This window comes from Aquifex sp. (assembly GCF_056494385.1).
Window position 1 is genome coordinate 1 of sequence record NZ_JBSLZM010000099.1, and the last position, 5452, is coordinate 5452.

The following is a 5452-nucleotide window of genomic DNA, read 5'->3' on the forward strand; positions in this document are numbered from 1 at the left end:
CTTCGGGTCGAAATTTCTCTTATCCCTAAAAGATCCAAAGTGGAAGGGTGGTATTTAGAAAGAAATTTTATTAGAGCTTCATAGCCTCGCGATTCTAGGAGGACGGGGTCAGGAAGAATAAGAAAGACGTATCCTTTTTTTGTAAGGATCTTCACTTTTGTGAAGACTTCTGGGAGATGATAGTGATCAACTACTTTGAAGGCCCTAATCTCAAGACATGAAGAAAGTTCTCTACAATAATATTCGAGATAAGATGAATAAATAGTGACAATTTTTTTCCGTCCCAGGACTTTCTTAAGGCTTTTGCAGGGAGGCAAAATGGGGATAAAAATTTCCTTCTCGGAGGGGAGTCCAAAAAGAGAGGGATAAAGAATGCCAGACACATATCTTTTTTGGGCCTGGCAATGGATTTTTCTCACTCGAAGATAAGATTTGGGTCCTAGGACGAGAACTTCAGGAAAAATACAAAGTTGAGGTGATGGATCAGAAATGGAAACCGCTGAAAGTCTTTTCTGGAGAATTTTAGCTAAGGACGAGAATTCGGGATCAGCAATTAAAGCCAGCCGCGAACCAGCCAAAGCCGGATAAGTCATCAGGAAAATGCCTACTATTAGGCAAACTAGCCTTTTCAAAATCTTACTCCCAATCTCAACATAAAAAGGCGCCCCGGCCAGGGATAAGGGGGCACGGTGCCCCCACGATAATAATGATGGTCGAAGAGGTTTTCGATCTTAAAGGAAATTTCATAGGGTTTATGTTGTAAAAGAAGGTTCAAATCCCACACAGAGTAAGGAGAAAGCCAACCCGAAGGAGTACGGGTACGACCATAAAGCCTAAACTGTGGGGAGAGGAAAAATTCCGGCTGACTACTAAGCCGAAAACTAATTCCTCCTTTTACCATCCAGCGGGGGATGTAGAGAAGCCTTTTTCCTGAAACTCTGTCTAGATTTTTCTTTTTATCTACCGTTTGAAAGGAGTAATTTAGAAATCCCATCCAGTTTTTTCCCAGACGTCTGGCTTCAAACTCCAACCCCCAGAGGTCGAGATGTCCGGCATTATTATAGGCCTGAATTTTTGGGGAATATACTAAGAGATCCTTAAAATGGGAGAAATAACCCGTAAGGGAGAAATAAAAAAAATAATTTATTTGGTAAATAATTGAAGCTTGAGAAGTAGAAACTTTCTCCGCCTCCAGGTTTTTCGAGGCTCCGTAGCCAAATTTATTTCTTTGCCGGTAAAAATAAGGAGGAGCCTGAAAGGCTTCCCCATAAGTAAATTTGAAAGTAAGCCTAGGAAAAGCTTTCCAAATAAGGGCTAATCTGGGAGACCACTCTCCGCCGAAGCTCTCGTAGTGATCATAACGTATTCCCAGATTGAGACAGAGACTTTTGAGAATACGTATTTTTTCTTGGGCAAAAATGGCCCAGTTATTTTCTTTTTGTTCAGGATAATCTACTCTTCCCAAGCCCTTGGGGGAGTAACTTTTGATGCGGTTTTTTTCATAACTTTCCCTTTCCCATTTCGCTCCCCAAAGAAACTCTCCGTGTCGGTGAGGCCAAAGAAAATGAGTTTTTATACCCCAAGCTCGACCAGATAATTTTATGTCGAGCCCGAGGAAGTCCCCCTCGGTATGAGTGATTTTTACTTGCGGAGTATCAATTTTGAACGAACGGAAATAAGGAGAGATGTGAAACTCTATGTTCTCAAACTGGAAATTACCAGTGAGATGTAAAATGTTTTGCCGAACCTTCTCTCGCGAGCCGAATGGTTTAAGATCTTCTGCCATGAGGGGATATCCCTTTTGGGAGCGAGGGGTATCATAACGAGAGAAAAGTCTCCAATAAGAAAGTGTCAAAGGTCCTCGAGCCCATCTCAAGGATAAGGCATAATTCTTAGGTCGAGGGTGAAGGAGTTGGGTATAGTCCGGACCGTGAAACTCCTCTCCTTCCAGATCGGCATAATGGAAAAGCCCTTCTATTTTTCCGATAGTGGACCTGTGTATGCGAAAAGCAAGGTTTGTCTCTTCTCGATCATAGTCTCCCATACCGACTTTTGCCCCAAAGTTTTGAGGTAAAGCCCGGCGTTCGAGATTAATCACTCCGGTAAAAGCGGCGTCTCCGTAAAGGCTGGCTCCTGGCCCTCTTGCAATTTCTATACGAGAGATTCCATACATGGGAAATGAAGCATCAGCAACAAAGGCGTGAAATTCGGGAATAGATAGGTCTACCCCTTCTTCCAATACGAGAAGATGAGAGGTGTTAGTGCGAAAAATGCCACGATGAGCAATTACTCGTTCGTTTATGTCTTGTACTAAATAAAAAGAGGGCTGATATTCAAGAAGATCCCGGAAATTGTACCATCCAAAGCGTCTTATTTCTTCAGCAGTAATTATCGTAGTAATCCAAGGAGTTTCTTCAGGAGGTTCGATCAAAAGCGAGGCTCCCTTAGCCACCTGTAGTTCTCGAAGTGCCATTTGATAATATTCTGCACAGGAAGTTTTCGGAAAAACGAAAACAAATACCAAAAAGAAAAGGATCAACATAGAAGTACCTCTTGGATTATCTTTTTTACCTCCTCGGAAGAAAATGGTTTACGTAAAAGGGTTCGGATACGCCCATTTTTAAGAAATTCTTGAATTTTTTCTTCCAACTCTCCGGTAAAACCTGTTATTAATATTACTTTTCCGGAAAACTCTTCCGGAAGGGCTTTTATGAGGTGAAGACCGTTTTTGCCGGGCATAAAAAGATCTACCAAAAGGATTTGGTAGTCCTTTTTTTGAAGCTTCTCTAGAGCCTCTTCTACAGAAGAGGCACCTTCAGCTTTGTAATTCCACAGGTTGAGAAGATCTACAAGGTTGTTACGTAGGTCTTCCTCGTCGTCCACTACTAAAATTTGGGCCTTGAGGGCTTTAACAACGGGTTTAGTTTTGCTGGTCTCAGGAGCCTCCTCTTTCGGGGCTTCAATTCGTGGAACAAGGACTCTTACCACTGTCCCCTTCCCAGGGGTGCTTTCTAATTCCATCCGTCCCCCGATTTCGGTGACCAAACGGTGAATCAAGTAAAGTCCCAAGCCGGTTCCTTTGCCCGGTTCTTTGGTAGTAAAGAAGGGTTCAAAAATTCTGGTACGGATCTCTTCTGGAATCCCGCATCCGTTGTCTTCTACCTCCACCCCCACAAGTTCATCTTTTTCTACTAGACGAACCTTTATTTCTCCATCCTCGATATCCTTAGCCAAAATAGCATCTCTGGCATTAAGAATTAGGTTAAATAAAATTTCTTGCCATTCTTCTTCGGAAAGAGGGGTATAGAAATCCTTATCGCTTTCTTCCCAAGAGAGCTTTACCCGAGCTGAAAGGCCACTTCTTATGGATTCTAAAGCTTGGATAACTGTGGGGCGTAAAAAAGAACCTCTGCTTGAAGGCTTACGCCGGCCAAGCCCCAGAATGCGGCCTGATATTTCTTTGCCTTTGAGAGCTGCCTTTTTCGCTCTTTCAAGAGATTTGAGAGCCTTCTCCGCCTCTCCCTGTTGTATAAAATGTTCTGAAATATCAAGGCTTCCACAAATTATTTGGAGAAGATTGTTAAATTCATGAGCATAACCTCCAGCAAGTACTCCTAAGGCGCTCATCTTTTCTGTGAAGTTCAGTTTTTGCATCAATTCTTTTTCTCTTTTAAGAGCTTCACGAATGCTCTTTACTAGGAGATCTAATTCTTTTAGGCCACAGAGGCGAAGCTCTTGTCCCTTTTCTAGGGCCTCTACTACTTGAGTCAGCGGTTCTCTTATCCAGAGGAAGTAAACTGAGTACCCTGCAAGTAAGATGAGAACGGTACCTATAACAACTGAAAAAGCGTAATAAAATAAGCCCTGGCGAAGAGCCTTTTTCAACTCTTCCCTTGGAATTCCTAAATAGATAATGAAAGAAAATTCTGGAACTTCGATGATTTTTTCCCTGACCACGCGGGAGAAAAATGAATTTGGATCCTTTACCGATCCTGCAATGGGGGAACCACTTTCGTCTATTACCAAATAGATAAGACTAGCTTCCTGAGCCTTGGATGCTACAGCATTAAGCAATTTTTCTTTCTTTAGGAGATAAAGTTCCGTTCCCTGCAAGGGAGAAGTGAGTTGAGCCATTTGATACTCAAATTGAAGATCTTGAACCTTTAAACGCAAATCAGAGGCCGCAAGGTTGAGTCGGATTGAGGCCTGTTTGATCAACTCCGTTCTGATAATTTTCCAGGAAAGAAAGCCGGTATAAATAATACCGGCTAATTCAAGGACCAGAGCCAGAAAAAGAAAACGCCTTCCTATAGAATAAAAGAGAGGTTTAATTTTTCCACCCTCTTTTAAAAGATAGAACTTAAGTGTCTATGTTAACAAAACAAATTATAGTGTCAACAAACCAAACTTTTCTTTGTTATTGCAGAAAAATTTTGCCATCTTTTAGTATATTTTCGAATTTTACCACTGAAGAGTAAAATTTACTGAAGGTTGAAACGAAGAGTAAAATTTACTGAAGGTTGAAACTTAAAAACTTTTTTTTTCGAATCTAAAAAGAAAACATCGCCCTGGCTGAGGGTAGGGGAAAGGAAACTTGGAAGTTTATAGCCCCCTTCCCTGTGAGGGGAGAGCCATTCCCTCCTTCGAGAAGAGGGCGGGGCCGTTTTCTCCTTAAGAAGGGGGTTCAAAATAACCAGGATTCAGGATGCTGGATAACTTCTAAAAATTGTTTTATTCTTTACAAAAATCACCCCAAATTTTGGAGTTTTCCTTATGGGTTACGCCTTAAAACTTTACGAAGCCTTCCAGGATCTCGGCAAGGATAAAGCCACTATCCTGGCCGAATTCGCCGAATATGTGGAATCAAGAAAAGCCGCCACCTCCGAGGAGCTCAAAGAGACGGAGCTTAGGCTCCAGAAGGAAATTGAGGGAGTAAGACTTGGGCTCCAGAAGGAGATCGAAGAAGTCCGACTTGAAGTTGAGCAAGTAAGAAAAGAGCTCAAAGAGACGGAGCTTAGGCTCCAGAAGGAAATTGAGGGAGCGCGAGCAGATATTCTCAAATGGATGTTTATCTTCTGGGCCAGCCAGCTAGCTACTTGGACGGGTATCTTAATCGGCATTTTAAAGTGGTTTCTTCACTAAACCTCCGTATTGCCATTTTTCGGAAACTTAAAATCAAATTGAATGAGACCTTTGCAAAACGCCTTTTTTAAAGCCCTTAGTTGTGCTTATATTAATGGGAGCATTTTTTAGGCAACATTTCTCTTCGGGATCCGTTCCTATTTTTCGGGACGAAAAATAGGAACGGATCCTATAATTTGTCGGACTTTTAATGCCCTCATTAATAACAAAAGATCTCTCGCCAATTTTGCAAAGGTCTCTTGAATATCAAAAAAGATTTCCACCTTGGCCTCTTTTCATAAAATCTTCGTAGGGATAAGGGCTTAAAAAA

At 41.8% G+C, this 5452-nt stretch carries 4 protein-coding genes; 1 reads left to right on the forward strand and 3 read right to left on the reverse strand.

The features are described 5' to 3' along the window. The 3 genes from ACWB1W_RS07695 to ACWB1W_RS07705 form a co-directional block, all read right to left on the reverse strand. Positions 1-632 (reverse strand): hypothetical protein (locus ACWB1W_RS07695; RefSeq protein ID WP_479370788.1); only part of this gene is annotated, 632 nt, incomplete at its 3' end. Continuing rightward, positions 629-2542: a TonB-dependent receptor plug domain-containing protein gene (locus ACWB1W_RS07700; protein WP_479370789.1), complete on the reverse strand. Its 1914-nt coding sequence runs from the start codon at positions 2540-2542 to the stop codon at positions 629-631. The genes ACWB1W_RS07700 and ACWB1W_RS07695, both read right to left, overlap by 4 nt. After that, positions 2536-4134 carry a hybrid sensor histidine kinase/response regulator gene (locus ACWB1W_RS07705; protein WP_479370790.1) on the reverse strand — a complete coding sequence of 533 codons (1599 nt, stop codon included), beginning with the start codon at positions 4132-4134 and terminating at the stop codon, positions 2536-2538. The genes ACWB1W_RS07700 and ACWB1W_RS07705 overlap by 7 nt, the downstream gene beginning before the upstream one ends. Before the next feature lie 639 nt (positions 4135-4773). Here ACWB1W_RS07705 and ACWB1W_RS07710 point away from each other — a divergent pair. Next, entirely contained in the window at positions 4774-5142 is a 369-nt protein-coding gene (locus tag ACWB1W_RS07710; RefSeq protein ID WP_479370791.1) for a hypothetical protein, read from the forward strand. Positions 5143-5452: the final 310 nt, after the last annotated feature.